Source organism: Lysobacter sp. 05T417, from assembly GCF_056396405.1.
In genome coordinates this window covers 34,081-60,812 of record NZ_JBFTLK010000008.1, presented here as the reverse complement: position 1 = coordinate 60,812, position 26,732 = coordinate 34,081, and the positions used below count along the sequence as shown (strand labels likewise).

General features: G+C 67.9%; 26 protein-coding genes. 13 read left to right on the top strand and 13 right to left on the bottom strand.

Translation table 11 applies throughout. The annotated features are described in order from the left end of the window. Positions 1-24: 24 nt before the first annotated feature. Positions 25-1,305, top strand: a complete 1,281-nt coding sequence (locus tag AC1DER_RS15155; protein ID WP_477246431.1) for an RNA polymerase sigma factor — start codon at positions 25-27, stop codon at positions 1,303-1,305. 3 nt (positions 1,306-1,308) lie between these two features. Here AC1DER_RS15155 and AC1DER_RS15150 read toward each other — a convergent pair whose 3' ends face one another. From AC1DER_RS15150 to AC1DER_RS15140, 3 genes are all read right to left on the bottom strand, one after another. Further along, positions 1,309-1,671, bottom strand: coding sequence for a DUF1428 domain-containing protein (locus AC1DER_RS15150; RefSeq protein ID WP_477246433.1), 363 nt, complete (start codon positions 1,669-1,671; stop codon positions 1,309-1,311). A gap of 89 nt (positions 1,672-1,760) precedes the next feature. Then, positions 1,761-2,348: a YceI family protein gene (locus tag AC1DER_RS15145; RefSeq protein ID WP_477246435.1), complete on the bottom strand. Its 588-nt coding sequence runs from the start codon at positions 2,346-2,348 to the stop codon at positions 1,761-1,763. A gap of 131 nt (positions 2,349-2,479) precedes the next feature. Continuing rightward, a complete protein-coding gene (locus AC1DER_RS15140; protein WP_441817497.1) occupies positions 2,480-2,821 on the bottom strand; it encodes a TfoX/Sxy family protein in 342 nt (113 codons plus the stop codon). Between the two features lie 78 nt (positions 2,822-2,899). On the opposite strand from AC1DER_RS15140, the gene AC1DER_RS15135 reads away from it, so the two are divergent. From AC1DER_RS15135 to AC1DER_RS15120, 4 genes are all read left to right on the top strand, one after another. After that, positions 2,900-3,841, top strand: a complete 942-nt coding sequence (locus tag AC1DER_RS15135) for a DMT family transporter (RefSeq protein ID WP_441817498.1) — start codon at positions 2,900-2,902, stop codon at positions 3,839-3,841. Between the two features lie 86 nt (positions 3,842-3,927). Beyond that, positions 3,928-5,574 carry an ExeA family protein gene (locus AC1DER_RS15130; RefSeq protein ID WP_477246437.1) on the top strand — a complete coding sequence of 549 codons (1,647 nt, stop codon included), beginning with the start codon at positions 3,928-3,930 and terminating at the stop codon, positions 5,572-5,574. 4 nt (positions 5,575-5,578) lie between these two features. Continuing rightward, positions 5,579-6,400, top strand: a complete 822-nt coding sequence (locus AC1DER_RS15125) for a general secretion pathway protein GspB (RefSeq protein ID WP_477358119.1) — start codon at positions 5,579-5,581, stop codon at positions 6,398-6,400. Positions 6,401-6,524: 124 nt separating this feature from the next. Beyond that, positions 6,525-6,920 (top strand): DoxX family protein, encoded by a 396-nt coding sequence (locus tag AC1DER_RS15120; protein WP_441817501.1) that lies wholly within the window; start codon positions 6,525-6,527, stop codon positions 6,918-6,920. An 84-nt stretch (positions 6,921-7,004) separates the two neighbouring features. Here the strand turns inward: AC1DER_RS15120 and dbpA are convergent, their stop codons facing one another. Continuing rightward, positions 7,005-8,393 carry an ATP-dependent RNA helicase DbpA gene (dbpA, locus tag AC1DER_RS15115; protein WP_477248397.1) on the bottom strand — a complete coding sequence of 463 codons (1,389 nt, stop codon included), beginning with the start codon at positions 8,391-8,393 and terminating at the stop codon, positions 7,005-7,007. Between the two features lie 300 nt (positions 8,394-8,693). Here dbpA and AC1DER_RS15110 point away from each other — a divergent pair, with 300 nt between their 5' ends. The 3 genes from AC1DER_RS15110 (at position 8,694) to AC1DER_RS15100 (ending at position 10,608) form a co-directional block, all read left to right on the top strand. Continuing rightward, positions 8,694-9,326 (top strand): hypothetical protein, encoded by a 633-nt coding sequence (locus AC1DER_RS15110; RefSeq protein ID WP_477248395.1) that lies wholly within the window; start codon positions 8,694-8,696, stop codon positions 9,324-9,326. A gap of 94 nt (positions 9,327-9,420) precedes the next feature. Next, positions 9,421-9,918: an RNA polymerase sigma factor gene (locus tag AC1DER_RS15105; protein ID WP_477248393.1), complete on the top strand. Its 498-nt coding sequence runs from the start codon at positions 9,421-9,423 to the stop codon at positions 9,916-9,918. Positions 9,919-9,957: 39 nt separating this feature from the next. Next, on the top strand, positions 9,958-10,608 hold the full coding sequence (locus AC1DER_RS15100) for a hypothetical protein (RefSeq protein ID WP_477248391.1): 651 nt from the start codon (positions 9,958-9,960) through the stop codon (positions 10,606-10,608). A 22-nt stretch (positions 10,609-10,630) separates the two neighbouring features. On the opposite strand, the gene AC1DER_RS15095 is transcribed toward AC1DER_RS15100, so the two are convergent. After that, positions 10,631-11,563 carry a fatty acid desaturase gene (locus AC1DER_RS15095; protein ID WP_441817506.1) on the bottom strand — a complete coding sequence of 311 codons (933 nt, stop codon included), beginning with the start codon at positions 11,561-11,563 and terminating at the stop codon, positions 10,631-10,633. Between the two features lie 270 nt (positions 11,564-11,833). Between AC1DER_RS15095 and AC1DER_RS15090 the strand changes: the two genes are divergently transcribed. Together AC1DER_RS15090 and AC1DER_RS15085 are read left to right on the top strand one after the other, a co-directional pair. Further along, complete coding sequence (locus AC1DER_RS15090) at positions 11,834-12,085, top strand: GIY-YIG nuclease family protein (protein ID WP_477248388.1); 252 nt, start codon at positions 11,834-11,836, stop codon at positions 12,083-12,085. A gap of 65 nt (positions 12,086-12,150) precedes the next feature. Continuing rightward, positions 12,151-12,372, top strand: coding sequence for an RNA-binding S4 domain-containing protein (locus AC1DER_RS15085; RefSeq protein WP_441817508.1), 222 nt, complete (start codon positions 12,151-12,153; stop codon positions 12,370-12,372). 24 nt (positions 12,373-12,396) lie between these two features. Here the strand turns inward: AC1DER_RS15085 and AC1DER_RS15080 are convergent, their stop codons facing one another. The 3 genes from AC1DER_RS15080 to AC1DER_RS15070 all read right to left on the bottom strand — a co-directional run bounded on the left by AC1DER_RS15080 (position 12,397) and on the right by AC1DER_RS15070 (position 15,839). Continuing rightward, on the bottom strand, positions 12,397-12,531 hold the full coding sequence (locus tag AC1DER_RS15080) for a hypothetical protein (protein ID WP_441817509.1): 135 nt from the start codon (positions 12,529-12,531) through the stop codon (positions 12,397-12,399). 290 nt (positions 12,532-12,821) lie between these two features. Further along, entirely contained in the window at positions 12,822-13,997 is a 1,176-nt protein-coding gene (locus AC1DER_RS15075; RefSeq protein ID WP_477248386.1) for a COG3904 family protein, read from the bottom strand. A 135-nt stretch (positions 13,998-14,132) separates the two neighbouring features. After that, on the bottom strand, positions 14,133-15,839 hold the full coding sequence (locus AC1DER_RS15070; RefSeq protein ID WP_477248384.1) for a PQQ-dependent sugar dehydrogenase: 1,707 nt from the start codon (positions 15,837-15,839) through the stop codon (positions 14,133-14,135). Between the two features lie 227 nt (positions 15,840-16,066). Here AC1DER_RS15070 and AC1DER_RS15065 point away from each other — a divergent pair, with 227 nt between their 5' ends. After that, positions 16,067-17,386 carry an aminotransferase class V-fold PLP-dependent enzyme gene (locus AC1DER_RS15065; RefSeq protein ID WP_477248382.1) on the top strand — a complete coding sequence of 440 codons (1,320 nt, stop codon included), beginning with the start codon at positions 16,067-16,069 and terminating at the stop codon, positions 17,384-17,386. A gap of 7 nt (positions 17,387-17,393) precedes the next feature. Here AC1DER_RS15065 and AC1DER_RS15060 read toward each other — a convergent pair whose 3' ends face one another. Beyond that, the gene (locus AC1DER_RS15060) at positions 17,394-18,380 is read right to left on the bottom strand and encodes an alpha/beta fold hydrolase (protein WP_477358116.1); all 987 of its coding nucleotides are present in this window, start codon (positions 18,378-18,380) and stop codon (positions 17,394-17,396) included. A 144-nt stretch (positions 18,381-18,524) separates the two neighbouring features. On the opposite strand from AC1DER_RS15060, the gene AC1DER_RS15055 reads away from it, so the two are divergent. Next, a complete protein-coding gene (locus AC1DER_RS15055; RefSeq protein WP_477247834.1) occupies positions 18,525-19,358 on the top strand; it encodes a helix-turn-helix domain-containing protein in 834 nt (277 codons plus the stop codon). Between the two features lie 26 nt (positions 19,359-19,384). Here AC1DER_RS15055 and AC1DER_RS15050 read toward each other — a convergent pair whose 3' ends face one another. Continuing rightward, the gene (locus AC1DER_RS15050) at positions 19,385-20,101 is read right to left on the bottom strand and encodes a GNAT family N-acetyltransferase (protein WP_477247832.1); all 717 of its coding nucleotides are present in this window, start codon (positions 20,099-20,101) and stop codon (positions 19,385-19,387) included. A 90-nt stretch (positions 20,102-20,191) separates the two neighbouring features. After that, positions 20,192-21,145 carry a helix-turn-helix domain-containing protein gene (locus AC1DER_RS15045; RefSeq protein WP_477247830.1) on the bottom strand — a complete coding sequence of 318 codons (954 nt, stop codon included), beginning with the start codon at positions 21,143-21,145 and terminating at the stop codon, positions 20,192-20,194. On the opposite strand from AC1DER_RS15045, the gene AC1DER_RS15040 reads away from it, so the two are divergent. After that, entirely contained in the window at positions 21,123-21,329 is a 207-nt protein-coding gene (locus tag AC1DER_RS15040; protein WP_477247828.1) for a hypothetical protein, read from the top strand. The genes AC1DER_RS15045 and AC1DER_RS15040 overlap by 23 nt on opposite strands. Positions 21,330-21,364: 35 nt before the next feature. Here AC1DER_RS15040 and AC1DER_RS15035 read toward each other — a convergent pair whose 3' ends face one another. Continuing rightward, positions 21,365-23,614: a winged helix-turn-helix domain-containing protein gene (locus AC1DER_RS15035; protein WP_477247826.1), complete on the bottom strand. Its 2,250-nt coding sequence runs from the start codon at positions 23,612-23,614 to the stop codon at positions 21,365-21,367. Between the two features lie 80 nt (positions 23,615-23,694). Further along, positions 23,695-26,628 carry a TonB-dependent receptor domain-containing protein gene (locus AC1DER_RS15030; RefSeq protein ID WP_477358113.1) on the bottom strand — a complete coding sequence of 978 codons (2,934 nt, stop codon included), beginning with the start codon at positions 26,626-26,628 and terminating at the stop codon, positions 23,695-23,697. Between the last annotated feature and the right edge of the window lie 104 nt (positions 26,629-26,732).

Genomic DNA, 26,732 nt, shown 5'->3' with positions numbered 1-26,732 from the left:
GCGTCGGTGGTGTGATCGGTCGCCATGACGGCGACCGACATCCACCGCAGCATCGATGCCGTATGGCGCATCGAATCGGCACGATTGATCGCAACGCTCGCGCGCATGGTGCGCGACGTTGGCCTGGCCGAGGAACTGGCACAGGACGCGCTGGTCGCGGCCCTGGAGCGCTGGCCCGAAACCGGCGTGCCCGACCAGCCCGGCGCGTGGCTGATGGCCACCGCCAAGCACCGCGCTATCGACCGCCTGCGCCGCAGCAAGCTGCTGCAGCGCAAGCACGAGGAACTGGCGCGCGAGCTCGAATCCGAACAGGAAAGCGCCGACGACGGGCACCTGGACAAGCTCGACGATCCGATTGGCGACGACCTGCTGCGCCTGGTGTTCACCGCCTGCCATCCGGTGCTGTCGACGCCGGCGCAGGTGGCACTCACGCTGCGCCTGCTCGGTGGCCTGAGCACAGACGAGATCGCACGCGCGTTCCTGGTGCCGGAGCCGACCATCGCCCAGCGCATCGTCCGTGCCAAGCGCACGCTGGCCGACAAGCAGGTGCCGTACGAAGTGCCGCGCGGCGAGGAACTCGCACAGCGCCTTTCTTCGGTGCTTGCAGTGGTCTACCTGATCTTCAACGAAGGCTATGCCGCCACTGCGGGCGACGACTGGATGCGCCCGGGCCTGTGCGAGGACGCGCTGCGCCTGGGCCGCATCCTCGCCGGGCTGGTGCCGAACGAACCGGAAGTCCACGGCCTGCTCGCGCTGATGGAAATCCAGGCCTCGCGTGCAGCGGCGCGCGTGGACGGCAACGGCGAGCCGGTGCTGCTGCTCGAACAGAACCGCGCCCGCTGGGACCAGTTGCTGATCCATCGCGGGCTGTCGGCGCTGGAGCGCGCGGAGAAACTGGGCGCCGTGCGTGATCCGCCGCGCGGCCCGTATACGTTGCAGGCCGCGATCGCCGCCTGCCATGCCCGTGCATTGACCGCCGAGGAAACCGACTGGGCCGGCATCGTCGGCCTCTACGGCGCGCTGGCGCGGCAGGTGCCGTCGCCGGTGGTGGAGCTCAATCGCGCGGTGGCCCTGTCGATGCTGTTCGGGCCGGCAGCCGGACTGGCCGTGGTCGACGCGCTCACCGGCGACCCCTTGCTGAAGGACTACCACCTGCTGCCCAGCGTGCGCGGCGACCTGCTGCGCAAGCTCGGCCGCTTTGACGAGGCGCGCAGCGAATTCGAGCGCGCCGCGGGCATGACCCGCAACGCGCGCGAACAGACACTGCTGCGGCAGCGCGCCGCAGAGTGCCTGGCACAAGGCTGACCGTCAGAGCGAGACGATCGGCTTGAAGCCGCCCCAGAACATGCGCTTGCCGTCGAACGGCGCGTTCTTCGGGTTCATCATGTCGGCCAGGCGCGGATCGCCCATCACCTGCTTGTTGATCTTGTCGCGCTGCGCGCGCGACTTGTAGACGATCCACGAGAACACCACGACCTCGTCGGCCTTGAGCTTCACCGCCTGCGGGAACGAGGTCAGCTTGCCTGGCTTGACATCGTCGGCCACGCATTCGTTGACCTCCAGCGCGCCGTATTCGCGCCAGATCTTGCCGGCCTTGCGCGCCATCGTGCGGTAAGCGGCCAGGTTCTTCTTCGGCAGCGGCAATACATATCCATCAACATAGAAAGCCATCGTCTGCTTCTCCTTCTGTGGTGACCGTGTGGTCGGATGGTCCGGCATGCACCGTTAGCGCACCGGCAAGAATCTCTTTGCGCTTCCCGTCAAGGCGCCTGCACCGCCTCCACCTGGATGCGCAACGTCACGTTCATGTCGAAGCCGAAATCCTTGCCGGCATCGATGCCGAACTCGTCGCGGCGGAACGTGCCCAGCGCATCGGCGCCGCACAGCTCGCGCTTGTACATGGGGTGCGGGACGCACTTGAAGCGGTCGATGGTGAGGTCCAGCGGCCGCGTCACGCCGCGCAGGGTCAGTTCGCCGTCAACGCGGGTCGGAGCACCGTCGCGGAAATCGACCAGGCGCCCCTTGTAGACCGCCTTCGGGTACTTGCCGCTGTCGAGCAGGTCGGCCTCGCGCGCCTTGTCGTTCATCACGTCCAGGCCGTAGTCGACGCTGGCGGTATCGATGGTCACTTCCACCGAACCGGTGCTGGCTGCCTTGTCGAGCGAGATTTCGCCCTGGCTGCTGTTGAACTTGCCGCGCCACACCGACACGCCCATGTGGTCGGCCTCGAAGCTCGGATAGGTGTGGGCCGGGTCGATCTCGTAGCGGACCGGTTTGGCCGATGCGGCCGCGGCCAGGACGAGAAGCGAGGCGGCAAGCAGGACGGGGGCGGAGCGATGGCGGGTCATGACGGGTTCCGGGTGTGGACGAAGTGAGGCGGCCCGGCGCTGCGCGTTCGACGCGCGGTGGCTGCCTTCACTGTCACGACGAACGGGCCGGCGCGAAATCGACATCGCCGCGCAAAATCGTTCGCCCGCCGCTACATCCGGCGCTTGGACGGACTCTTGCGCAGCGCGGCGGCGTAGGCCAGCTCGGCCCAGGGCTTCATCGCCTGCGGCGATTCCATGGCCGCCGCCGGCACCGACCAGTAGCTCATCCTGATCGGCAGCTGCTGGCCCAGATAGATGTACGGCTCGCTGCCCGCGGCCTCGAAATGCAGGCGGGTCTCGTTGTCCACCTTCAGGTACAGGGCTTCCTCGATGACGACGCCGACCAGGGCGCCGTCGAGGTAGATGCCGTGTCCGCCGAACATGGCCCGGGTGCTGACCCGTCCCAGCCCGTCCAGCAGGTCGTGCAGATGGGCGATGAAGGCGTCGCTCACGATCGTGCGATCCCTCGGTTGTTTCTTCCTGGTGCCTACAATAGCGCCCCACGCCCCCACACGCCCCGCCAGGACCGAATGAGCCCGACCAGCAAGGCGCAACTGCAAATCCATTTCTGCGTGATGCTGTGGGGCTTCACGGCGATCCTCGGCAAGCTGATCACGCTGCCGGCGTTGCCGCTGGTGTGGTGGCGCATGCTGATCGTGGTCGCCGCGCTGGCGCTGCTGCCGCGCGTCTGGCGCGGCCTGCGGGCAATGTCGCCGCGGTTGATGCTGGCCTATGCCGGCATCGGCGCGCTGGTCTCGCTGCATTGGCTGACCTTCTACGGCGCGATCAAGCTGTCCAACGCCTCGGTCGGGGCCACCTGCATGGCGCTGGGCACCGTGTTCGTGGCGATGATCGAACCGTGGCTGACCCGCACCCGTTTCTCCAAGCGCGAACTGGCGCTCGGCCTGATGGTGCTGCCCGGCGTGGTGCTGGTGGTCGGCGGCGTGCCGGCCGGGATGCGCGCGGGCATTGCCGTGGGCGCGATGTCGGCGCTGCTGGTGGCGCTGTTCGGCTCGCTCAACAAGCGCCTGGTCGAACACGGCGATCCGCTGACCGTGACCGCGCTGGAGCTGGGCGCCGGCACGTTGACCCTCACCGTGCTGGCGCCGCTGATGCCGCTGGTGTTCCCGGCGTTCGCCGGACCGCTGCTGGTCGTTCCCAGCGGCCACGACATCATCCTGCTGCTGGGCCTGTCGCTGGCCTGCACGCTGCTGCCCTTCACCCTGTCTCTGGTTGCGCTGCGCCACATGAGCGCGTTCGCGCAGCAACTGGCGGTGAACCTGGAGCCGGTCTACGCGATCGTGCTGGCGGCGCTGCTGCTGGGCGAACAGCACGAGCTGACCCGGCTGTTCTACGTCGGCGTGGTCATCATCCTGGCTGCGGTATTCGTGCATCCGTTGCTGGGCAAACCTCGGCGCCTGCAGCATCCGCAAGTGCTGGGAACCGCCGAGGCCAAGGGCGCGGCCGACTAGCCGCCGGCACGCGGGCACGGCCCAGGCGGCCCGCTCCACCCGGTTTTTGTGGCAGGCTTGGCGCCATCACTCCCTGCAGGTTGCGCATGTATCTCGAGCACTACGGCCTGACCGAGCCGCCGTTCTCGATCACGCCGGACCCGCGTTTCGTGTTCCTCAGCGAACGCCACCGCGATGCGCTCGCGCACCTGCTGTTCGGCGTCGACCAGGGCGGCGGTGGCGGTTTCGTCCAGCTCACCGGCGAGGTCGGCACCGGCAAGACCACGTTGTGCCGCTTGCTGCTGGAGCAGATCCCGGTGACGACGCGGGTGGCGCTGGTGCTGAACCCGCGCCTGACCCCGGTCGAACTGCTCGAGACGATCTGCGAGGAACTGCACCTGGACCTCGAAGGCCGGCGCGGCAGCCTCAAGGCGCTCGTCGACGCGCTCAACGCGTACCTGCTGGACGCCTACGCGCAGGGCCTGCGCGTGGTGCTGATCATCGACGAGGCGCAGAACCTGTCGGTCGATGCGCTGGAGCAGGTGCGCCTGCTGACCAACCTGGAAACGCCGACGCAGAAGTTGCTGCAGATCATCCTGCTGGCCCAGCCCGAGCTGCGCACGATGCTCGACCGCGCCGAACTGCGCCAGCTCGCCCAGCGCATCACCGCGCGCTACCACCTCACGCCACTGGATGCCGCCGAGACCGGCGAGTACCTGCGCCATCGTTTTCGCGTCGCCGGTGGCCAGCACTTCCCGTTCAATGCCGCCGCGGTCAGGCGCATCCACGCGCATTCCGGCGGCGTGCCGCGCCTGATCAACAACATCGCCGAGCGCAGCCTGCTGGCCGGCTATGCCAACGATGCCCGCCTGGTCGACGGTCGCTGGGTCGATCGCGCCGCAGCCGAAGTGCTGCCGCGCAAGGCGCGCCGATGGTGGCCGCCGAAAGCCGTGCTGGCGATACCTGCGGCCATCGCCGCCATCGCGTTGCTCGCCCTTGCCGTGACGCTGTGGTGGCCGCGGGCTCCGGCGCTGTCGCCTGCCACCGCATCCACTCCCGCCGCGCCGGCGATGGCAAAACCGGTCCGGCCCTCGACGCCAGATCGCCTGGATGCGACAGGATTTGCCGCACGTCTCGCTGCGGCGGCGGCAACGCCCACGGCCGCCTGGGGCCAGTTGCTGGCGCGCTGGCAATTGCCGTCGGCGGCGTCCGATGTCGCCATCGCCGCGGCGTGCCCGCCGGTGCTGGCCGAAGGCGTGTATTGCCTGCGCGGCCGCAGCACTCTCGACGCGCTGATTGCCCAGGACCGCCCGGTGCTGTTGCGCCTGCGCCAGGGCAGCGGCAAGGAGGTCGGCAGCGAAGCCTGGGCGTTGCTGGAAGGCGCGAATGCGCGACAGGTGCGGCTGCGGCTGGGCAACGAGGTGGTCGCGGTCGACCGGATCGCCCTGCCGCAGTTCTGGAACGGCGAACTGGCCGCACTGTGGCGCGGCCCGGCGTTCCTCGCCGAGGCGCCACGCCTGGGCAGCCAGGGCGCAGCGACCGACTGGGTACGCGCGCGCCTGCAACCGCGCTACCTGCCGGCGCAGGCAGGCGGCGCGGGTTTCGATGTCGCGATGCAGGACGCGGTGCGCCAGTTCCAGCGCGATCGCGGCCTGGCCAGCGATGGACTGGTGGGCCCGGCGACGTTGCTGGCGCTGGCCGCAATCGATGGCGACGGGCCGCGCTTGCGCGCGCCTGGCGAAGACGGGGAATGAATCGATGTCGCTGATCCTCGACGCCCTGCGCAAGTCCGAAGCCGAGCGCCGCCGCGGCCAGGCGCCGGACCTGTATGCCGAGCTGCCGCCGCTGGTGACCCGGCCGGTGATGCGCCGGCCGGCCTGGCCATGGTGGCTGGCCGGTGGCCTGGCCGTGCTGGCGACGCTGTGGTGGGTTCGCGATCTCCGGTCCACGGCCGGAGCGGTGGCCGTCAGTGATGCGCCTGCACCGCAGGCCTCGAGCGAGCCGCTCGAAGCCGCATCGGTGCCCACGTCCGCGGTGACCAGCGCCAACGCCCGTACCGCGTCGCTGGAGCCGGCTGCCGCTGCAACAGCGCCTGTGCGCCCGATCCCTGCCGCGCTGCCGCCGCCACGCGAGCCGACAGCGACGACCACGGCCACGGCCGCGACGCGCGTTGCCGACACGGCCGTTTTGGCTCCTGCGGTGCCCTCGCCCTTGCCAGGGCGTGCCTCGCAGGAGCGCGCCTCGCCGCAGCCCGCCCCGCCGCAGCTTTCGTTGCCGCCGCCCCCACCGTCATCCCAGCCGGTCGCCGTTGCGCCTCCCGCGCCGGCGCCTGCCAGCGCTGGAGCGGCGCCTGCCCCGATGCGCCTGGCCGACCTGCCCGTCGGCGAGCGCGAGCAGTTGCCCGCGCTGAAGATCAGCATGCACATGTGGGGGCCCACGCCTGCCCAGCGTTTCGCGATCATCGACGGCACCCGCGTCGGCCAGGGCGACCGGGTCGGCGATGCGGTGGTGGAGGAAATTGCCGCCGACAGCGTGATCCTCAACTGGCACGGCGAGCGGGTGGCCCTGCCGATCCGCTGACCGGCGGCCCGCCCCAGTTGCGCCGGAGGCCGCGCTGGCGTGACCATCAGCACGTCCGCCCCCATTCAAGCAGCCGTTTCCTGTCCTTTCAGCCAGCCACGTCCAGTCACCAAGGGGTTCCGCCATGAATAGCAGCACCCAGCAAGACTCCGGCAAGTTGATCCTGCGTATCGCGCTCGGCGCTCTGGTTTTCCTGCACGGCATCTCCAAGCTCGACGGTGGCCTGGAAGGCATCACCAAGATGGTGGAAGCACAGGGTTTCCCGGGTGTTTTCGCCTATGGCGTGCTGATCGGCGAGATCCTTGGGCCGTTGCTGGTGATCACCGGCTTCTTCTCGCGCATTGGCGGGATCCTGGTCGCGATCAACATGCTGTTCGCGCTGTACCTGGTGCACCAGGGCGACATTGGCCATCTCAACCAACAAGGTGGCTGGGCGATCGAACTGCAGATCATGTACCTGGCCACGGCCGTGGCGATCGCGCTGCTCGGGCCGGGCAAGTACGCCTTCAATCAGCGCTGACCGCGCAGAAGCCCCTCTCCCCTTTCAGGGCGAGAGGGCGCTGCTTGCGAGCCACTGGCTCGCGCGCACTCGGGGTGAGGGCGGCTACATCCGGTTGACGCGGAATTTCCGTCCCTTGATCTTGCCTTCGCGCAGCCGCGCCAGCGCCGGTGTGGCCTGTGCGCGTGCCACCGCTACATACGAGCGCGTGGCGAACACGTCGATCTTGCCGACCGCGTCGGCCTTCAGCCCGGCATCTCCGGTGAGCGCACCCAGGATGTCGCCCGGCCGCAACTTGTCGGTTCGGCCTGCATCGATGCGCAGCGTCACCATCGCCGCCGCCGCCACGCCCGATGCCTTGCCTGCGAGCGGAGTGGCCTTGTACCAGATCAACGGCAAGCCCTGGCGCTCTTCGATCGCGGTCGCGCGCGCCTGCTCGCGGGGACTGCACAGGCTCAAGGCGACGCCTTCGCTGCCGGCGCGTCCGGTGCGGCCGATGCGGTGCACGTAGATGTCCGGGTCGGGCGGCATGTCGTAGTTGACCACCATCGCCAGTTCCTTGACGTCGAGGCCGCGCGCGGCGACATCGCTGGCGACCAGCACGGTGCAGCTGCGGTTGGCGAAGCGCACCAGCACTTCGTCGCGGTCGCGCTGCTCCATGTCGCCGTGCAGCGCCAATGCTGTGAATCCGTAGTGCGCCAGCGAAGCGGCGACCTCGTCGACATCGCGGCGCATGTTGCAGAACACCACGCACGATTCGGGCTTGTACTGCAGCAGCAGCGCGGCCAGCAGCGGCGTCTTCTTCGTCGTGTCGGCTTCGTAGAAGCGCTGGTCGATGGCGGCATGCTGTTCGTCGCCTTCGACGGTGACTTCAAGCGGTTCGCGCAGCAGGCCGCGGCTGATCTCGCGCACGGCCTCGGGGAAAGTCGCCGAGAACAGCAGGCCCTGGCGCGACTTGGGGGTCTTGCCGACGATCTCGCGGATCGCCTCTTCGAAGCCCATGTCGAGCATGCGGTCGGCTTCGTCAAACACCAGGGTGCGCAGCGCCGACAGGTTCAGGGCGCGCTTGCGCAGCAGTTCCTGGATCCGGCCCGGCGTGCCGACGACGACATGCGGTGCGTGTTCGAGCGAGGCCAGTTGCGGCGCCAGCGGCATGCCGCCGCACAGGATCGACAGTTTCAGGTTCGCAATGGCGAAGGCGAGCTTGCGCAGTTGCTTGCCGACCTGGTCGGCCAGTTCGCGGGTCGGGCACAGCACCAGTGCCTGGGTCGCGCTCTGGGCGGGGTCGAGGCGGTGCAGCAGCCCCAGGCCAAACGCGGCGGTCTTGCCGCTGCCGGTCGGCGCCTGGGCGATCAGGTCGTGCCCGGCCAGGATCGCCGGCAGGCCGGCGGCCTGCACGGGCGTCATCTTCGTATAGCCCAGCGCCTGGACGCCCTGCAGCAGGGCCGGCTCCAGGGTCAGGGAAGTAAAGTCGTCGGAGAGCGTGTCGTTCATGCCGCCATGATCGCAGCTATCGACCGAGCACGGGCTCGGCGCCTTGCGCCGCTGGCTTCTCCCAGGAGAGGGGTTGGAGCGAGGGCTGACGAAGACCATGAAATGAAGTGCCGGAGCGTCGTCCGCCGGGCCGGGGATTGCGGAGCAGTGGGCCACGGATGGCCCACGCCCGGCATAAAGACAGGATGTCGTCTGCCGGGCGTAGCATCCCCGGCCCGGCGGACGACGCCGCCCGGAATCCGCGGAAGCCTCGAAAAGCAGAGACCAGGATGGATGCCAGCGTGCGCCGGGAGTATGGGAATGAGGCGCTATGCTGCCGCCATCGGCCTGCCGGCCTGCCTGGATCGCCGTGGCATGACCACCGACCCGCAGTTCACGCATATCCGCATCGTCCTGGGCATTGTCCTGGGCCTGGCGCTGACCACGCTGCTCAAGGGCATGGCCCGCTTCGTCCAGCATCCCGGCCGCGACCAGATCTACTGGGTGCACCTGGGCTGGGCGCTGTCGATGTTCATCGTGCTGGTGCACTTCTGGTGGTGGGAGTTCGGGCTCAGCCACGTCCACCCCTGGAGCTTCATCGCCTACGCCTTCCTGATCCTGTACGTGGTGGTGCTGTTCGTACTGTGCACCCTGCTCTTCCCCGACGACCTGGCCGACTACGCCGGATGGCGCGACTACTTCACCTCCCGACGCGGCTGGTTCTTCGGGATCATGGCGCTGCTGTACGTGATCGACTTCGGCGACACCCTCATCAAGGGTCACGAGTACTACCGCCGCTTCAGCCTCGAGTATCCGCTGCGCAACCTCGTCCTGATCGGCCTGTGCCTGGCCGCGATGAAGACCCGCTCGGAAACCTTCCACCGCTGCTTCGTCGTCGCCGCCATCGTTTACGAACTGAGCTGGATCTACCGCCTGTACGACTACATCGACTGATGGCTTTCGCGCCGGCTGTGACGAATCGCCCCCGCCCGCGAATCATGCAGTCGACCAGGCAAACAACGGTATCGAGATGGAGCAGGCGGCCAGCATGACGGCGGACACCCGGCAGCAGTTCCAGACCCTGCTGGAGGCCCACCGCGGCATCGTCTTCAAAGTGGCCGCGACCTACGCCAGCCATGCCGAAGACCGCGCCGACCTGGCCCAGGAAATCGCCGCGCAACTGTGGCGCGCCTTCCCCGGCTACGACAGGCAACGACCGTTCCCCACCTGGATGTACCGCATCGCCCTCAACGTGGCGATCTCCTGGCTGCGCGGCGAGGGCCAGCGCCGGCGCCAGACCGTGCCGCTCGACGACAGCCTGCACGAGCTGCCCGACGAGCGCGGCATCGACGCCGAAACGCGGCAACGCCTGGAAGTGTTGCAGCGCTTCATCGCCGGGCTCGACCCGATGCACCGCGCCCTGCTCCTGCTCTATCTGGAGGAGCGCACTACGCGCGAGATCGCCGAGATCCTCGGCATCAGCGAAACCAACGTATCCACCCGGATCAGCCGCCTCAAGCAGCGCATCCGCCAGGGCATGGCGTGACCTCCCGTTACGCCCGGCCCCAAGCGACAAGGAACGAACATGGAACTCGATGAACTGAAAGTGGCCTGGCAGACCCTCGACCGCCGCCTGCAACAGCAGACTGCGCTGAACCTGCAGCTGCTCACCGAAACCCGCATCGACAAACTGCGCTCGCGGCTGCGGCCGCTGTGGTTCTGGCAATTGCTGCAACTGCTGGCGGGCGTGGCGCTGACGGTGCTGTTCGCGCGCTTCTGGGTGGCCAACACCGATTCGCCGGCGCTGCTCGCCAGTGGCCTGTTGATGCACGCCTGGAGCGTGCTGCTGATCATCTCGGCGGTGATGGAACTGCTGTTGATCACCCGGATCGACTACGCCGGCCCGGTACTGACGATCCAGAAGTCACTGGCGCAACTGCGGTTGTGGCGCACGCGCGTGGCGCCGTGGCTGGGACTGCCGTTCTGGCTGCTGTGGATGCCGCTGGTGGCGATCGCGTTCAAGCAGTTGTTCGGCGTGCAGATGCACCCGGGCGTGTACTACGTCGGCATTCCGATTGGCGTGGCCGGCATGCTGGCGACGGTCTGGTTCCACTTCTGGGCGCATCGCCCGCAGCGCCGCCATATCGGTGAAGCAATCGACGCCGGCAGTGCCGGGCGCAGCGTGGCGCGCGCCCAGCAGTGCCTGGATGAGATCGCGCGGTTCGGTCAGGAATGAGCCTGGCCGAACCGCAAGCCGGTCAGGCCGTCGCCCGACGCGGGAAGCCGACCATGCGCTGGGTCTCTTCGCACCACAGCTTCAACCGTGCGCTGCGCAGGCTGGTCCACATCGTCAGTCGCGGCGCCGCCTGCAGCAGCGGGCTGGATTCGAACGCCTCGCGCAGGCGGTAGTTGGGAATGCGGCTGGCGAGGTGATGGATGTGGTGGTATCCGATGTTGCCGGTGAACCAGTGCACGACCCGCGGCAGGTCGAAGTAGGAACTGCCTGCGACGGCGGCGCGACCGGAATCCCAATCCTCGCGACGGGCCCAGTAAGCCTCCTCGAAGGTGTGCTGGACGTAGAACAGCCACACCCCGGCGGCGCCGGCGATCAGCACGACCGGCAGGTGCACCATCAGCACCGTGTGCCAGCCGATGCTGAAACCCAGCGCAAGGAAGGCGACCACCAGCATCAGGTTGTTGAGCAGCACGCTCGCCCATTCCTTCTTCCAGGTGAAGGGAAGGTCGAACGGGAAACGGTGCTTGATCACGAACTGGTAGAACGGACCCACGCCCAGCAGAACCGGCGTGCTGCGGTACAGGCGGTAGCCCAGGCGACGCAGGCGCGGCAGCGCGCGGTACTCGGCGACGGTCAGGGTGTCGATATCGCCCATCTCGCGGCGGTCGAGATTGCCCGAGGTGCCGTGGTGCACGGCATGGGTCTTCTTCCAGTAGCCGTACGGGAACAGCGTGACCAGGCCGAGGCAGCGACCGACGATGTCGTTGGCGCGCTGGCTGGCGAAGAACGAACCGTGTCCACAGTCGTGCTGGATGATGAACATGCGCACGTACAGTCCCGCGGCCGGCAGCACCAGCAACAGCGTCCAGCCGAAGCCCCAGCCGTCGACCACGCTCCAGGCCATCAGGGCCCACAGCGCAATGAATGGAACGAGGGTGTTGATCAATTGCCACACGGCGCGACCCAGGTGCGGTCGGGCGAAACGGGCGCAAAGCTGGCGGAGGGTGGCGGCAGTAGGTGACGCGGAGGCTGGGGCGCTCAAGGCACTTCTCGGTGTGGACGCTGCATTGTGGGTGCGCGGATCGACGGCCACAATGACGTTCGTATGCGTATGGTGATGAGATCGTTCCGAAACTGCGACGCCGGCAGCGGCGGCAAGCCCGCCCCACGGCGGTTCACGCCCGCCCTCGCCAGCGCGACCGCTCCTACGCTAGGCTGCGGCTGCATGAACGCCTGGTATGTCTATTTGCTGGAGTGCCGCGACGGCAGCCTGTACACGGGCATCACCACCGATGTCGCGCGCCGCTATGCCGAGCATGAATCGGGCAAGGGCGCGAGATACACCCGCGCGCGTCCCCCGGTCCGCCTGCTGGCGCAGTTCCCCTACCCCGACCGTGCCGCCGCCAGCCGCGCCGAATACGCGATCAAGCAACTGCGGCCCGAGCAGAAGCGCGCGTTGTGCGCCACCGCCGGCTGACGCCGGCACCATTGCGCAATGCCAGCCCGGCTGCGACCCTGACCGCCCTTCACGACCCCACCGCCATGCAACAGATCGAATTCGAACTCGACCGCGACCACGTCGAACTCAACCAGCTGCTGAAACTGGTCGGCCTGTGCGACAGCGGTGGCGCCGGCAAGGCGATCGTCGCCAGCGGCGCGGTCAGCGTCGACGGCGCGGTGGAGCTGCGCAAGACGTGCAAGATCCATGCGGGCCAGGTCGTCACCATCGACGACGTCGAGATCAGTGTGGTCCAGGCTGCGTGACCGAAGTGGGCGAAGGCGGATGACTCAGGCCAGCGCCGAGAAGATCTTCGCCAGCAGTTCCTTCAGCGGCACCTGCATCAGCACGACCGGCAACAGCGGCAGCGCCGAAGCGATCGCGAACTGGATCAGGATGAAGCGCTGCAGGGGCACCGTCGCCATGTTGCTGACGGTCGCGTAGACACCGGTCAGATCGCACAGCGCGGACGAATCGCCGGCTTCGAGAATGGGCGAAGCGCCGCCACGCGCGCGACCGAGCCACTTGTTCTCGAAACCTTCCGAGCAGTCGGTGCCCAGCGCGCCGCAAGCCAGCAGGCTCAGGCGCGATCATCACTCATACCCGACCCCCAAACCCGACGATTGGGCGCGGCGGACCCGCGCGCGTCGGGGCATGGTGACTGCAGCGACGTGACGAACGGCTCACGCCACGCACGCGCCGGGAGCGGCTGCGATCAGCTCTCGCCGGCGTGCGCCGGCTTGACCGCCTGCTGCGAAACACCGTCGGGCTGCTTGCCGCCCGGAACCAGCGCGGTGCCCGGATCGAACTCCGACAGCGGGCTCTCTGCCGGGCATGCCTGGTCGGGGAAGCCGAAGTCCTTGCGCAGGTTCAGGCCGCAGGTATTGAGCGCATCCAGGTCGGTGTTGGGCGTCTTGCAACGCTTGTCGAAGGCGCGCACGAACGAATCGCGGCGGCTGACGAAATCCTCGCCGCACTTGCGCATCAGGCGCAGGCGGTCGAGGTCGTCCTGGGCCGGATTGACGCCGTCGAGTCCGTACAGTTCCAGTTCCTCGACGGTGAGCAGGCGCAGGCCGCGATTGGGCACGGCCATCATCAGGTCGGCCACTGCGGTCGCGGCGCCGTTGCGCTCGAGGTAATCGCGCACGCGGTCGTAGACCACGCGCAGTTCGGCATTGAGCTGCGCGCGCGTGGTCGCGGTCGAGCTCATGCGGATGATGCGATGGATGCCAACCTGCCCGGCGATCATGCGGGTGTCGCCGGCGCTGAGGATGAACACGCAGGCGCTGTGGCAGATCGCGCCTTCGCGTACCCAGATGGTCCAGCGCGACTCGGCGATGAAGTCGCCGGCCTTGATCGCATCCTCGACCTGGCCGCCGGCCGAATCGATGTCGAGCACGCGCTTGTGGATGCCCAGTTCATCGGCGACGTGCGTGACGCGCTCCATCAGCGAACCGAACTCGGCAGTGATCTTGCCCTTGTAGCGCAGGCGCGCCACGCCGCGTTCGACGCAGGGCTTGAGCGCCTCGGCTATCCCGGCCTGGTCGAACTTCGCCAGCACGTTGCCATCGCCCAGGGTGGCGTAGTCGAGTTCGCAGCTGATCGAGGCCTCGCCCGAGGTCAGGTTGAGTTCGGACCAGTCGATCTTCGGATTTTCCTGCTCCTTGCCCTTGGCCTTGTCGCGCACGCTGGTCTTGGCCTTGCGCGGGCCTTCCGGTGTCGCCGGCGGCAGCTTGACCGGCGCGGTGCTGATCGCGCCGCCGTCCTGGGGACTGTTCACCTCTTCGATGACCATGGCCTGGGTCGTGACCGGTTCGGCGCGCTGGCAGGAAGCCAACACCAGGCAGACGAGCAACGTCCAGGAAACCCTGGGCCATGAGTGCTTGAGCATGTATCGCAAGAATGTTCCGCTCGTATCGGGGATGAATGCGCGCCGCAGGCGCGTGCGTCCACCCAAGGATACGACGTGCGGGCTGACTGACGGCCTAGCGCGGGCCCCGTCGAACGGGGCTCGCGCCGACAGCGGCTAGGGGCGCCTCACGCCCGCGTCCCTGCGACCGCCGAACCGCTTGGACAGTCCCTCGCGCAACAGCTGCTGCGGCGACATCTGCGAGGCCGCCCGCGGGGCCCCGAGCGCGGCACTTTGCGGGATGCCCAGGGCATCGGTCTCGATCACGAAGATCTCGCCATCGAAGTCGACCAGGTAGACCTGGCCGGCATTGTCGGCATTGATGCTGACGATGTTGGTGAGCGCGCCGGTGTCGGGAGTGAAGTCGCCATTGCGCAGGGTGAACTCGTTGGCCTGCAGCGTCGTCCCCGGCACCAGGCGCGCGATCGGCAACGACCAGATGTTGGGGCGGACGAAGTCGGCAAAGATGTATTCGCCCAGCAGCGACTCCACCGGCCCGCGGTAGACCAACCCGCCAGTCACCGAACTGCCGTTGACCGGCCCGGTGCCGTGCGAGTACTGCGCCACCGGGGGCGTCATTCCCGCCGTCGGCCCGCCGCGGAATACCGCGGTGCCCTCGAGGATCGGCCAGCCGAAATTGGCACCGCCGTCGCCGGGGCGCATCAGGTCGATCTCCTCGATCGCGCCCTGGCCGACATCGCCGATCAGCAGGTTGCCGGTCTGCGTGTCGAAATTGTTGCGGAACGGATTGCGCAGCCCGTACGCCCACACTTCCGGTGCGCCGCCGGCGCTGGCGAACGGGTTGCCGGCCGGGATCGCGTAGTCGCGGTCCGGATCGGCGGGGAATGCATCGCCGGCCGGGTCCAGGCGCAGGATCTTGCCCAGCAGCGTATTGGTGTTCTGGCCGTTGTTGTCCGGATCGCCGGCGCCGCCGCCGTCGCCGATGGCGACATAGAGCATGCGATCGGGTCCAAAACCAATCCAGCCGCCGTTGTGGTTGTTGCGCGCGTGCACAACGCGCAGGATCGCGTCGCCGCTGGTCGGATCGGCGCGGTTGAGGTCGCCGGCGATGGTCAGGTAGCGACGCACTTCGATGGTTCCATCCGGCGCGGTCACGAAGACATAAAAGCGGCCGCTGGTGAAGAAGTCCGGCGCGGTTGCAAACCCGAGCAGGCCGCGCTCGCCGTCGATCGAGATGGTTCCGGTCAGGTCGAGGAATGGCGTGGCCGACACCGCGCCGTTCGCGGTCATGATGCGGATGCGGCCCTCGCGTTCGACCACGAACAGTCGCCCGCTGCTGTCGGGCATCGGGGCGATGAAGATCGGGAAATTGAGCCCGCTCGCGATCCGGCGCACGCGGAACGCCGCGCCGCGCACATCGGTGACGGTGATCGAAAGCGCCTGGGTGACGCTGACAGTGCCGTCGCTCGCGGCGATGGTGACCAGATAGACGTTGTCGCCGTTGGCATCGACCGGCTGTTCGAAGTCCGGTGCGGCGACGAACGACAACGCGCCCGCCGACGTGATGCGCAGCCGCGCCTGGTCGACACCACCGGCCAGGGAGAACGTGATCGCATTCCCGTCGGGGTCGGTTGCGGTCGCGGTATAGAAGACCGCCGCGGTGTCCTCGGGAACCGTCGCCGTCGCGCCCGACGTGAAGACCGGCGGCCGGTTGGCGGGCGACGGCGGGGGCGAGACGCTGCCCCGCGGTCCGCCGCCACCGCCGCCGCAGGCAGCGAGCGCCGCGGTCAGCGCGGCAACCAGCCCAGCAAGAAGAATTCGGGCAACCCATCCCCGTGATGCGCGTCGTCCGGTCTGCACCATGGCGCTGCTCCTTCGTACCCGCGACGGGCCGCGATGGCCCGACGACGGGACGGCGCCGAAGAGGCTCGCAGAACCCGCGCCGTTCGGGCGTGAAGAGCGGCTTCACCGGGATTGGACGGTCGCCTTGTCCGACCTGCGGTCGCTCTGGCCGCCGCTTGGCGTTTACCTGGTTTGAACCGCGCCGGGCGCAGGCTGCGCCGGTCGCGAACGCTTCCCAGGAGAACGCCATGAGCCCCTCTGTTTCGCGCCGCCAGTTCCTGGCCCTCCCCGCTGCCGCCGGCGCGGTCGCCCTGTTGCCCGCCGGGCTGCTGGCCGCCATTGCGGCGCAGACGCCCGCACTGCCCGACCTGTCGGACTGGGGCAAGGTCCGCGCGCAGTTCGCACTCGACCCGGGCTACGCGCACTTCGCCAGCTTCTTCATCGCCAGCCACCCGGCGCCGGTGCGCGATGCGATCGAAGCCTATCGCCGTTCCATCGACCAGAACCCGTTCCTGGTGATCGAGCAGGGCCTGTTCGAGGACGCAGCTCACAACGTGCCGATGCAGGTGCAGAAGGAACTTGCCGCCTACCTTGGCGGCGAGCCCGAACAGGTCTGCCTGACCCGCAGCACCACCGAAAGCCTGGCGCTGGTCTACCACGGCCTGTCGCTGAAGGCCGGCGACGAAGTCCTCACCACGGTGCACGACCACTACTCGCACCATGAGTCGATCCGCCTGGCGTGCCAGCGCACTGGCGCGACGATGCGCAAGATCACCCTGTTCGAAGAAGCTTCCAAGGCCACCACCGACCAATTGGTGGAGCGGCTGTTGCAGGGCATCAAGCCCGGCACGCGCGTGGTCGGACTGACCTGGGTGCACTCCGCCACTGGCATGCGACTTCCTATCCGGCAGCTCGCCGCCGCACTCAAGGCCCGCCATCCCGATGTGCTGCTGGTGGTCGACGGTGTGCATGGCATCGGTGCCGCCAACGAGACCGTCGCCACGATGGGCGCCGACTTCTTCTGCGCCGGCTGCCACAAATGGATGTTCGCGCCGCGCGGCACCGCGTTGATCTGGGCGAAGAGCGAAAACTGGGCACGCCTGCGCCCGACGGTTCCGACCTTCAGCGACATCGAGGTCTACAACGCCTGGATGGAGGACCGCGAACCGGCTACGCCATCCAACGCCGCGCGCATGGCGCCCGGCGGTTTCCATGCATTCGAACACCAGTGGGCAATGTCGGCCGCGTTCCGGATGCACGCGGCCATGGGACGGCCACGCGTTGCCGCCCGCATCGCCAGCCTCAACGACCAGCTCAAGAAGAACCTGGCGCAGAACCGCAAGATCACCATCCATACGCCGATGTCGGGCGATCTGTCGGCAGGCCTGGTCGCTTTCGAGATCGACGGCCTCAAGACCGAAGACGTGGTCAAGCGCCTGCTCGAACGCAAGGTCATCGCCAGCAGCAGCCCCTACGCCGTCAGCTATCCGCGCCTGGCGCCGAGCCTGGTCAACACGCCCGAGGAGGTGGACCGCGCCGCACGCGCGGTCCACGAGATCGCCGGCTGAGGCTGCCTCACACGCCCCACAGCGCGCGCGCTTCCTCGGCGATCACTTCCGGGAACTCCTCCGGGAAGAACAGCTTCGCGCCTTCGATGCGGCGGATCCCGCGCGAATTGCCGAAGCTGCGCTGCAGATGCTGCGCGCCACGCTCGGAGAAGATGTCGTCGCCGGTGCCCCAGATGATCCGCGTCGGCCCTTCGAAGCGCGCCAGCGACGGGCCGATGCCATGCAGCCACGGGCGGTCCAGTCCGATCGCATAGGCATGCGTGCGGTCGGCATTGCGGACCAGCGGACCGAGATAGGTATCGACGGCCTCGTCGCTCGGGTGGGTCGGATAGGTGAACGTCTGCCCACCCAGTCCCTGCTTCGAGCGCGCCAGCGTCTTGTCGGCCAGCCACGGCGCCAGCCACTCCTCGACGAACTTGCCCTGCCTGGCCAGCTCGATCACCGGCATCAGCGCCGGCGGCGGGCATTCGATCTCCGAGTCGCAGTTGGTCAGCAACAGCGACCGCACCCGTTGCGGATACTTCGCCAGGAACAGCTGCGCGGCCTGGCCGCCGCTGTCGTTGGCGACCACGTCCACGCGGTCGATGCCGAGGCGATCGAGCAGATCGGCCAGCATCGCCACCTGCGCATCGGGCGCCACGCTCTGCCCGGCTGCGACCTCGCTGTTGCCCAGTCCGAGGAAGTCCGGCGCGATGCAGCGACGGTACGGCGACAGGCGCTGCAGCGCGCCGCGCCACTGGAAGCCGTTGAGCGGGAAACCGTGCAGGAACAGCGCCGTCTCGCCGCTGCCGCGCTCGGCGTAGGCGATGTTGCCGAACGGTGTCTTCATGAAGCCACTGGCCGCGCGGAACGCCGCAGCCGCGGCCGCGTCGTCGCCGGCCGCCGCGGCACCACCACCGGCGGCCGGCTGCACGCCCAGCGCCGATGCGCATCCGCCCAGCACACCGGCTGCCAGGGCGCCCACTGCCATTCCAAGGAACTGCCTGCGAATCATGGTCGTGATCTCCACGGGGCGTCCCCCCGTCGTTGACGCAAATGATTGACCTGGCATGGCATGCGATCAACGAAGCGCGAGGTCATGACGTCATGACCTGGGAGGTCATGGAACTCGCGGCAGGCCGCCCTATATGCTGCGGCCGTGAACAATCTCGCCGCCCCCAGGCCGCAATCGCGACCCCGCCCCCAGGTAGGCGCCCTGCTGCGCGAATGGCGCGCGGCGCGGCGCCTGAGCCAGTTCGACCTCGCCCTCGACGCGGGCATGTCGCCGCGCCACCTGAGCTGCCTGGAAACCGGCAAGGCCCAGCCCAGCCGCGACATGGTCACGCGCCTGGCCGATGCCCTCGACATGCCGCTGCGCGAACGCAATGCGCTGCTGGTCGCCGCCGGCTACGCACCGCGCTATCCGGAAACGGCACTGGCGACGCCGGAACTGGCGCAGGTGCGCCGCGCGATCGAGTTCATCCTCGCCCAGCAGGAGCCCTACCCGGCCTTCGTCCTCAACCGCCGCTGGGACGTGCTGATGGCCAATGAAGCGGCCATGCGCGTCAACGGATTCGTGATGCGCGGCCGCGCCAGCGCGCACCGCAACATGATCCGGCAGATATTCGATCCCAACGATCTGCGCCCGGCGGTGGCGAACTGGGAGGAAGTGGCCGGCGACCTGATCCACCACCTGCACAGCGAAGTCGCCGCCGCCCCGACCGACCTGGCGGCGCGCGAACTGCTCGACGAAGTACTGGGCTACCCCGGCGTGCCGGCACGCTGGCGCATGCGCGATCTCGACAGCGCACCGGCGCCGCTGCTGACCACGGTGCTGCAGCGCGACGACCAGCAGCTGCGCTTCTTCTCGACGATCACCACCTTCGGCACGCCACGCGACGTGACCCTGGACGAGCTGCGGATCGAATGCTGCTTCCCGGTCGATGAAGCGACCACGCAGTTGTGCCGGGAACTGGCCGCAACCCCGACCTGACGCCAGCGCGCCCCAGGAAGCGCGCCCTAGGAAAGTTCGGCCCGCCGCAACGACCAGAAGCCGATGTCGCGGCGGTCGCGGTAACCGCTGCGTTCGTAGAGCTGCTTGGCGCGCAGGTTCTCGTGGCTGACATGCAGGTACGGCGTGCGGCCACGATCGAGCACGTCGTTGCTCAGCCACGCCAGCAGATGTCGTGCATAACCGCGACCGTTGAAGTCCGGATGCGTGCACACGGCGCTGATTTCCTGGAACTCGTCCATGCCCATGCGCTCGCCGATGATCGCCGCCAGGCGGCCGTCCTGGTAGATGCCGAAGTAGCGGCCCAGGTCCATCGTGTGCGGGCGGAAATAATGCGGATACACCAGCGCGGTCAGCGCCAGCACGTCCTCGCGATGGCTTTCGCCCAGCTCCAGGATCGCCGGGCCGTCGACCTCGTCGATGCGCTGCGGGCATACCATCTGCGCCAGCATCGCCAGCTTGTCCAGCCGCCAGCCATCGGGCACGGCCGGCGTGACACCGAGCAGCAGGACGGTGTCGTCCGGCGGAACCAGCTGGGTGAGCGCGGTGCCGATATCGGCGCCGTCGGCGGCGACGCCCAAGAACGGCGCAACGCGCGCCGGGTACCGGGCGGCATCGCCGATGCGCAGCGCCAGGTCGCGATGGCGGCTGCGCAGCGATTCCCAGATCGGGTTGTCGAGCACGCTGCTGTCGAGGACGCTGCTGTCGGGGGCATGGTCGGGCATGCCCCGAATGCAAGCAGAGATCGACAGGCGCGGCAAGACCACATCGTCAGGGTTTGCCAGATCTGGCGCGCCCGGCGCGCCTGGCCGCGCTCAGGACGAAATCACCGGCCCCCTGCGGCCGCGCTCGCCGTCACGCAGCGCACTCCTGAACCGGGTGGCGTTGGTCCCGCTCCTGGCGCGGAATGCCCTGGCGAAACTGCAGGCGTTGTCGAAACCGCACGACTCGGCGATCTCGGTGATGTCCATCGAGGTCGTCTCCAGCAGGTCGTAGGCGCGCTCGATGCGAAGGCGCGACGCCGCGGTCTGCACGCTCTCGCCGTACAGCTCGTGGAACGACTTCGACAGGTACCACAGCGAGTAGTTGCTGATCGCCATGATCTCGCTCATGCGCACCATCCGGTGGGCGTTGCCTTCCAGGTAAAGCCGCGCGCGCTGCAGGCGGTTGAACAGGCGCCGCTTGCGCGTGCGCGAATGCCCGGGGCAATGGCCGAGCGCGGCGACATGACGCGCCTGCACGGCCGACATGTGCAGGATCAGCGGCCGCAGCGCGCGCACCAGGGTGCGGTCGGGGACGCTCTCGTGCGCCTGCAGCACGCGCACGGCGCCGTGCCACAGGCGCAGCGCCAGGATGCGGTCGCGACGCGACATCGCGCCCTTGCCGACGAACAGATAGGCGTCCTGCAGCATCGGCATCAGGTCGGCCGGCACCAGCAGGCCCAGGGTGAGGCCGTTGTGGTCGGCCTGCACTTCCGGCGATGAATCGGCGTCGAGCGCGATCCATGCGCCGGTGCGCAGGCGGAACGAGCCTTCGACGGCGCTGACCTGGGCACTGCCGCGGATCTGCATCCACAGCGAGAACGACGCCCGCGCCAGGTTGACGCTGCCCAGCCGCGAGGCGGCCGCCCAGCACACGCGGCCGGGTGCGTCCACGGCGATCTCGCGGAACTGGCCGTCATGGGCCCAGACCCGATGTGGCGACAACGGCGACGTCACGGCCGCCAATGGCCGCGCGGCGCCGGCGATGAACACGGTGGGCGTGGCCACGCCGGACTCGGGCAAGGTCGACGCGAGCAAGGTCGACGCGGGCACACCTTTGGCAGGCATCGGCATCCGCGAACTGGCCATGGCACTCCTCCTTCTGGGGACTGCCTCGATTTGCCGATTTCGCGGTTCTGATGTCCTGCCGTTGTGGAGAAATCTTGCTGAAATCGCGGTATCGGATTCCTGATGGAGTTCCGAAAGCCTTGCAGCGCCTCGCCCGCGTCAGCGTTGGCCGGGTTCAGCTGTTTGTTCAGCAGTTTCCGGCAGCTGCGCCCAGCCGATGTCGCTGTCGTCCTGGGTGCTGTAGGAGTAGTACAGCCAGCCGCTGCCTGCGTCGAAACTGACTCCGGTCAGTTCGCCGCCGCGCGGGTCCAGACACGGACCGCTGCGGCTGCCGGCAGGCGCATTCACGGCGATCCAGCGCATGTTGCAGTCGCCGCCGGCGCCGACCATCCAGTTGCCTTCAGCGGAGGTGACCAGGCGACGGCTCTGCAGGTAGAAGCCGGCGCTCGGCACGATCCGCGGCAGCGCACCGCCGGGATCGGCGTGCAGGTCGTCGATCAAGCGCGGCCCCTGCAGGTCCAGGCCGGCTTGCCACAGGCCCCAGGAGGCATTGCGGATGAAGACCACGCGCCGCTCCTGCGGATCGAAGCGCGCCAGCGCGACGTCGTCGAGGCTGGCCAGCGCCTGCAGCAGCAACCCACGACGCTGGTACAGGGTCAGTCCCAGCCGCCCGGCGCCACGGTCGGCCACCACCAGCAACTGCCCGGGTTCGGCGCCATAGGCGCCGTAGGTCGGTCGCCCTTCCGGCAAGGCCAGCTTCTGCACCGCGCCGGTGGCCGGCGTGATCTCGTACAGTGCCTCGTTGTCGCCATCGGCGCCGATCATCAGCACGGTCTTGCCGTCGGCCGACCACGCGGCCGGATGGCGCGGGAACGGCACGAAGTTCTCGATCGGCCGCAGCGACGACGCGCGCCCGATTTCACCCCACCACAAGCGCACGTCGCCGGTGCGGTCGGAGACGAAGACGATCTGGTTGCCATCCGGCGCCACCGACGGCAGCAGTTCGGTCCCCGAGGAAGGAAACACCACTTCGGGCGGCGCGGCCGCCGTGCCGCGCGCGGGGATGCGCACGCGATACAGCGATGTTGGCGCGTCCTCGATCACGAACACGACCGACGGATCCTTCAACGCCACATTCGGGAAACGGGCATTGCCGATGCCCAGCTCTGTGATGCGTCGCGACTGCACGTCCAGGCGCAACAGCGAGGCTTCCTGGCCGCGGTACGCGGAAAAGATGATCGACCTGCCATCGGGCGACCAGGCCAGGCCGAACAGGTTGGATTCGATGCGGGTCAGCCGCTCGGGTTGGCCGCCCGCGGCCGGCATCAGCCACAGGTCGCCACGCGAGACATTGCGCTGGAACGCGATCCAGCGACCGTCCGGCGAGAAAACTGGAGCCAGGTCGATGTCGCTGGCGGCATGGGTGTAGTCGAGCTTGCGCGCGCTCCCGCTGGCGAGGTCGAACAGCTCGATGGCGTTGACGCCCGTCTGGCCGGCATTGCTGGCGCCGAACACCAGTTGCTTGCCATCGGGGTGCCAGCTGAACTTGCGCAAGCGGTCGCCGTCGCAACTGGCGACCGTATGCGGCTCGCCACCGGCCGACGCCATCAGCATCAGGTGGCAACTGACGCCGTTGCCACCGCGTCGCACGCGATAGAACGCGATCTGGCGGCCATCGGGCGACCACGCCGACATCGCGTCGTGCTCGCCACCGACCGGATGGGTCAATTGCCGGGGTTCCACCGGCGCCGTCGTCTGCAGCATCAACGAGGTGCGGCCGACACCGTTCTCGTCGACGTAGGCGCTGTAGGCCACCTGCGAACCGTCCGGCGACAGGCTCGGCGCGAACTCCATGCCGGGTGCCGAGGTGATCTTCAGGAACGGCGGCGCGGGATCACCGGAGCCGCCGGCCACCTTCTGTGCGCGTTCGCGATCGGCGCCGATTGCCAGCCAGAGAGCGAAGGCCAGCGCTGCCAGCGCGGCAACGGTACCGACGAGCTTGAGCATCGGGCGCGATGGCGTCTCGGCCGGTGCCGCAGCCACGGCAACCGGCGCATCCTGCGCGGCCAGGTCCAGCCACTGCACCGGCGCAAGCAGCCGATAGCCATGCTTGGCGATCGTCTCGATGTACGGCTCGTCGCTGCCGAAAGCCTTGCGCAGCTGCGCCACCGCCTGGGTCACGACATCGTCGCCGGGCAACGTGTCGGGCCACACCGTTTCCAGCAGCGTCTCGCGACTGACGACCTTGCCGGCGTGTCCGATCAGCACCAGCAGCAGGTCGATCGCCTTGAGGCTGATCCGGTGCGGCGCATCGCCGGCTGCCGCCGAGGCAGGCAGGATCTCGCGCGCAGCCACGTCGACGACGCTGTCGCCGACGCGGACGCGCTGGGAAGGCAACTGCTGCAACATGCTTTGATGCTGTTTGGGCATTGCGCCAGAACCGTGGTGAGCGAGTCCTGGCTGGATTCTAGAGCAAGTCAGGGGCCCCGCTAGAATTTCTGGTTGTAGGTCATGTAGAAGAATCGCCCGCCGATCTCGTAGGCCGGGTCGATGCTGTTGGCAAAGGCGGTGATCGCGATCGGCGGGTCGCGGTCGAAGGCGTTGTTCACGCCCAGGGTGACCCGCGCGTTCCACGGCGCGTTCCAGAACACCGTCAGGTCGTTGTAGGTCGCGCTCGGGATGTTGTTTTCCGGGCGCGCACCCGGACCATCGGGCAGCAGGTCGGGATCGTCGCCATCGAGGTTGGTGAATCGGTTCGGATCCGAGCACAGCCGCTCGATCTGCGCGGCCGGGACATTGGGCGTGCCGACGCACAACTCGTCCTGCGGCGAGTAGTAGCGCACGTACCAGGTCGCGCCGTAGTCGCCCTTCTCCCAGCGCACCGACAGGTTGGAGCGTATCCGCCAGTTGTTGGTGAAGGTCGAGCCGAAGTACTCGCCGACGTTGTTGCCCGACTCGCCGTTGAGCTGATCCTGCGAGAACGTGCCATCGCCGTTGACGTCGACGAACAACTCGCTGGTGTAGGCCGTGTCCCAGGTGAAGGAAAACTTGCCCCACGACGTCTCCGGCATCCGGTAGCTGACCGTGAAGTCGTAGCCCTCGGTCTTGATGGTGCCGATATTGCTGGGGATCGACAGCAGGTCGCTGACCTGCCCCGACGATGTCCGGCTGATCAGCGCGCAGGCCGCGTCGGTGCCGTTGCGGTAGCAGTTGTCGAGGATCGCCTGCCCGGTCTGCAGGAAGATCGCGTCGTCGATCTCGACCTGCCACCAGTCCAGCGAGACATCCAGGCCCTGCACGTAGCCCGGGCTGTAGACGAAGCCGAGCGTCTTGGACGTCGACAACTCCGGCTGCAGGTCGGGGTTGCCACCGACGGTGATGCGGATCTGCGGATTGTTCTGGTTGTATTGCGGTATCCCAGCGCAACCGGCCGGGATGTCGTTGTTCGGCGTGCCCTGCAAGCTGCCCGCACACGGATCGGTTATGGCCGGGAACGAATCGGCCTGGCCGGCGAAGAGTTCGGCGATGGAAGGCGCGCGGAACCCTTCCGACCAGTTGCCGCGGATCATCAGGTCATCGATGGGTTTCCAGCGGAAGCCGAACTTGCTGTTGAGCGTGTCGCCGAAGTTGCTGTAGTCGGAGTAGCGCGTGGCCACGCTGAAATCGAGCAGCTTGGCGAACGGCACGTCGACCAGCACCGGGATCGCCAGCTCCAGGTAGGCCTCATCGAGCGAATAGCCGCCGCGCGTGGCGGTGCGCGCATTGCCGGTGGTATCGCCGGAGTTGATCAGGCCGTCGGGATCGTCATAGCCGAACTCGGTGCGGTGCTCCAGTCCGAAGGAGAACCCGAACGCGCCACCGGGCAGGTCGAACAGGTCGCCGCCGACGTTGGCGTAGTACGTCTTCTGCTTGTAGTAGAACTCGTCGTGGGCGGTAAAAGTGGCGTAGTCGATCATGTCCTGGGTCAGCGTGCCGGCGCCGCCCAGCAGGTTCATCGGCACGCAGCCGTCGATCACCGTGCTGGCATCGCCCGGCACGGTCACGCAGATCGGCGTGCCGGTGGCGTCGATCATCGACGGCCCGATCGCGTTGACGATCTTGCTGATCTGGAACAGGCCGTTGGTGGTGTTGTTGGCCTTGTTGTCGCCGTAGAAGTAACCGGCCTCCCAGTCGAAGAAGTGCTCGCCAACGTCGAACGTCCCCTCCAGCGCACCGTCGAAGGCGAAGGTGCGCACGTCCTGGTTGAACGAACGGCCGCCGGTCTCGGCCATGCGCCGGAATATCTCGTTGACGTCGCGTCCGTAGGGGTTGTAGATGCTGTCGGCGCTGATGAACTCCGGATCGCCGGAACTGGCGTCGAAGGCCAGCGGCACCGCGGCGAGCAGCTGTTCGGACTTGCGCTGGTTGTAGGTGATGGTGGTCTTGAAGCGGAAGCGGTCGGTGATCTCCAGGGTGCCGCTGCCGAACAGCGAGACGCGCTCCTGCGGCGTGATCAGATAGTTGTCCGGCGCGAAGTTGTAGTTGTCGGCCAAGCCTGTGTTCTGGCGATAGCCGGGGCCAACGCCGGGCGTGGGAATGAAGAATCCGTAGTCGTCGTTGGGCTGGGTGAAGAACGGCCCCGGATCGTCGGCGTCGACTGGCGGACGGAAGAACGAGAAGTTGCCGTCTGGCGGCGAGAAGCTGCCACCGGTGCCGGGAATGGCGCCAAACACCGGCACCGCCGACTGCGGCCGGTCGCCGGCCATGACCGGTTCTTCCTTGACGTAGCCGATGCCGAGCATCGTCGACCAGCGTTCCGAACTCGACCCGATCAGCACGTCGTAGGACTGGCGGAAACCGTCGCCCTTGTCGTACTGGCCAAGGTAGGCATTGGCCTCGGCGCCATCGAAGTCCTTGCGCAGGATCACGTTGACCACACCGGCGATGGCATCGGATCCGTAGATCGTCGATGCACCGTCCTTGAGCACTTCGATGCGTTCGACCGCCGCGGTCGGAATGGTATTGAGGTCGACCGCGCCGCCCAGGCCGGTGCCGCCGACCCAGCGCCGTCCGTTGACCAGCACCAGGGTGCGATTGGAACCCAGGTTGCGCAGCGACACCCGGGTCTCGCCGTTGCCGGCGTTGTTGAAGGCGGAGTTGAGGGTGGAACCGTTGGCGGTGATGTTCTGGATCACGTCGCCGATCGAGGTCAGGCCCTGCGCCTGGATCTCGTCGCGGTTGAGGCTGAAGATCGGCTGCGAGGTCTCGATGTCGGCCCGCTTGATGCGCGAACCGGTGACCTCGATGCGATCGAGCGTGGTGGTGGTGGTGTCTTCAGTGGCCGGCGCTTCCTGTGCGCCGGCCAGCGCGGGCAGCAGTGCCAGTGCGATGCTGGCCGGCAGCGGCGCGCGCCGCAGTGACGGCCGCGAGATGCAAGGATTCATGGTGGACCTCCGTGTTGCGTTCCGGGCGAATTAACTGCCCTTTAACGCTAAGCGGAGGTGCCCGTCCGGCGCCTACCCGTGGTTGGGGAGGATTGGTACCTGTG

Bases quoted from the DNA above. Each gene is read 5' to 3' on its own strand.
- AC1DER_RS15155 (WP_477246431.1), top strand. From the start codon at position 25: ATGACGGCGACCGACATCCACCGCAGCATCGATGCCGTATGGCGCATC.
- AC1DER_RS15150 (WP_477246433.1), bottom strand. From the start codon at position 1,671: ATGGCTTTCTATGTTGATGGATATGTATTGCCGCTGCCGAAGAAGAAC.
- AC1DER_RS15145 (WP_477246435.1), bottom strand. From the start codon at position 2,348: ATGACCCGCCATCGCTCCGCCCCCGTCCTGCTTGCCGCCTCGCTTCTC.
- AC1DER_RS15135 (WP_441817498.1), top strand. From the start codon at position 2,900: ATGAGCCCGACCAGCAAGGCGCAACTGCAAATCCATTTCTGCGTGATG.
- AC1DER_RS15130 (WP_477246437.1), top strand. From the start codon at position 3,928: ATGTATCTCGAGCACTACGGCCTGACCGAGCCGCCGTTCTCGATCACG.
- AC1DER_RS15125 (WP_477358119.1), top strand. From the start codon at position 5,579: ATGTCGCTGATCCTCGACGCCCTGCGCAAGTCCGAAGCCGAGCGCCGC.
- AC1DER_RS15120 (WP_441817501.1), top strand. From the start codon at position 6,525: ATGAATAGCAGCACCCAGCAAGACTCCGGCAAGTTGATCCTGCGTATC.
- dbpA (WP_477248397.1), bottom strand. From the start codon at position 8,393: ATGAACGACACGCTCTCCGACGACTTTACTTCCCTGACCCTGGAGCCG.
- AC1DER_RS15110 (WP_477248395.1), top strand. From the start codon at position 8,694: ATGAGGCGCTATGCTGCCGCCATCGGCCTGCCGGCCTGCCTGGATCGC.
- AC1DER_RS15105 (WP_477248393.1), top strand. From the start codon at position 9,421: ATGACGGCGGACACCCGGCAGCAGTTCCAGACCCTGCTGGAGGCCCAC.
- AC1DER_RS15100 (WP_477248391.1), top strand. From the start codon at position 9,958: ATGGAACTCGATGAACTGAAAGTGGCCTGGCAGACCCTCGACCGCCGC.
- AC1DER_RS15090 (WP_477248388.1), top strand. From the start codon at position 11,834: ATGAACGCCTGGTATGTCTATTTGCTGGAGTGCCGCGACGGCAGCCTG.
- AC1DER_RS15085 (WP_441817508.1), top strand. From the start codon at position 12,151: ATGCAACAGATCGAATTCGAACTCGACCGCGACCACGTCGAACTCAAC.
- AC1DER_RS15080 (WP_441817509.1), bottom strand. From the start codon at position 12,531: ATGGCGACGGTGCCCCTGCAGCGCTTCATCCTGATCCAGTTCGCGATC.
- AC1DER_RS15075 (WP_477248386.1), bottom strand. From the start codon at position 13,997: ATGCTCAAGCACTCATGGCCCAGGGTTTCCTGGACGTTGCTCGTCTGC.
- AC1DER_RS15070 (WP_477248384.1), bottom strand. From the start codon at position 15,839: ATGGTGCAGACCGGACGACGCGCATCACGGGGATGGGTTGCCCGAATT.
- AC1DER_RS15065 (WP_477248382.1), top strand. From the start codon at position 16,067: ATGAGCCCCTCTGTTTCGCGCCGCCAGTTCCTGGCCCTCCCCGCTGCC.
- AC1DER_RS15060 (WP_477358116.1), bottom strand. From the start codon at position 18,380: ATGATTCGCAGGCAGTTCCTTGGAATGGCAGTGGGCGCCCTGGCAGCC.
- AC1DER_RS15050 (WP_477247832.1), bottom strand. From the start codon at position 20,101: ATGCCCGACCATGCCCCCGACAGCAGCGTCCTCGACAGCAGCGTGCTC.
- AC1DER_RS15040 (WP_477247828.1), top strand. From the start codon at position 21,123: ATGAACACGGTGGGCGTGGCCACGCCGGACTCGGGCAAGGTCGACGCG.
- AC1DER_RS15035 (WP_477247826.1), bottom strand. From the start codon at position 23,614: ATGTTGCAGCAGTTGCCTTCCCAGCGCGTCCGCGTCGGCGACAGCGTC.
- AC1DER_RS15030 (WP_477358113.1), bottom strand. From the start codon at position 26,628: ATGAATCCTTGCATCTCGCGGCCGTCACTGCGGCGCGCGCCGCTGCCG.